Consider the following 1615-nt stretch of genomic DNA (forward strand, 5'->3'; position numbering starts at 1 on the left):
GCCGCTGTGTGGGATCTGGAATGAAGAAGCGCTGAACACCTCGTCAGAGGTGATCCTGTGCGAGGCACTGATCGACGCCATGACCTTCTGGTGCGCGGGGTTCCGCCATGTGGTAGCCAGCTTCGGGGTGAATGGCTTTACGGCGGAGCATCTGGCGGCGCTACAGTATCACGGGGTGAAACGGGTGCTGATCGCGTTCGATCGGGACGAGGCCGGGGATCGGGGTGCGGAAGCGGTGGCTGACCAACTGGCAGGCTGCGGCATCGACGCCTGGCGGGTGCGGTTCCCGGCCGGGCTGGATGCGAATGAATACGCGCTGAAAAGCGGTAATGCTGAAGGTGCGCTGGGTCTGGCACTGGAGTCGGCTGTCAGGATGGGCAGCGCTGCGGTGGCCGCAGCGGAGACGGTAATGGCCAGCGGGGAGAATATCCCTTATTTAGCTGCCCGACCGGGCGTTCAGGCGGCACCTTCTGCGGCTGAAACCCTCGCCGGTGAAGTAACCGCCTCCGGCGAGCTGCTGTTACGTTCCGGGCCGCGTCAGTGGCGGGTACGGGGCTGGCAGAAAAATACCCTGTCTGAAGTGATGAAGGTCAACGTGCAGGTGCTGGACGAATCAACCGGCGCGTTCCACGTGGACAGCTTCGATATGTACCACGCGAAGCAGCGTCAGGTGTATATCAGCTGTGCCGCTAACGAGCTGGCCTGTGAGGCTTCGGTGATAAAACGCGAGTGTGGCCGGGTGCTGCTGGCGCTGGAACAGCAGCAGGATGAACAGCGCCGGACGGCGGAGACAGAGCAGGCTTCCGGGGCGGTCAGCGTGTCGGCCGAAGACGAAGCGGCCGCGCTTGAGCTGCTGAAATCCCCCGATCTGGCAGAACGGATCGTCAATGATCTGGCAGCGTGCGGCGTGGTGGGTGAAGCCACCAACCTGTTAACTGGCTATCTGGCGGCGACGTCGCGCAAGCTGGACAGGCCGCTGGCGGTGCTGATACAGAGCAGTTCGGCGGCGGGCAAATCCTCGCTGATGGATGCCGTTCTGGGGCTTATCCCGGAGGAAGAACGGGTGCAGTACAGCGCGATGACCGGGCAGAGCCTGTACTACCTGGGAGAAACCTCGCTTCAGCACAAAATCCTGGCGATAGAGGAAGAAGAAGGTGTTCGCCAGGCGGCGTATGCGCTGAAGCTGTTGCAGTCGGACGGTGAGCTGAAAATCGCCTCAACCGGTAAGGACAAGTCCAGCGGCGACCTGGTGACGCGGGAGTATAAGGTGCAGGGGCCGGTGATGCTGATGCTGACCACCACCGCCAGCGATGTGGACGAAGAGCTGCTCAACCGCTGCCTGGTGCTGACGGTGAACGAGAGCCGGGAGCAGACGCAGGCGATACACGCGTTGCAGCGCCATAACCAGACGCTGGCCAGGCTGCTGGCGGTGAGTGAAAAAAGTTACCTGACAAAGCTGCACCAGAACGCGCAGCGGCTGCTGCGGCCGCTGAAGGTGGTCAATCCGTATGCGGAAAAGCTGACGTTCCTCTCGGACAAGACGCGCACCCGGCGCGACCATATGAAATACCTGACGCTGATACAGAGCGTTGCCCTGCTGCACCAGTACCAGCGG

The 1615-nt window shown here is 62.2% G+C and carries 1 protein-coding gene; it reads left to right on the forward strand.

Features of this window, described 5'->3' with window-relative positions; all coding sequences use genetic code 11:
• Positions 1-1615 (forward strand): toprim domain-containing protein (locus VGM55_RS27075; RefSeq protein WP_331637303.1); only part of this gene is annotated, 1615 nt, incomplete at both ends.

This window comes from Cedecea sp. (genome assembly GCF_036500665.1).
GTDB lineage: Bacteria > Pseudomonadota > Gammaproteobacteria > Enterobacterales > Enterobacteriaceae > Cedecea.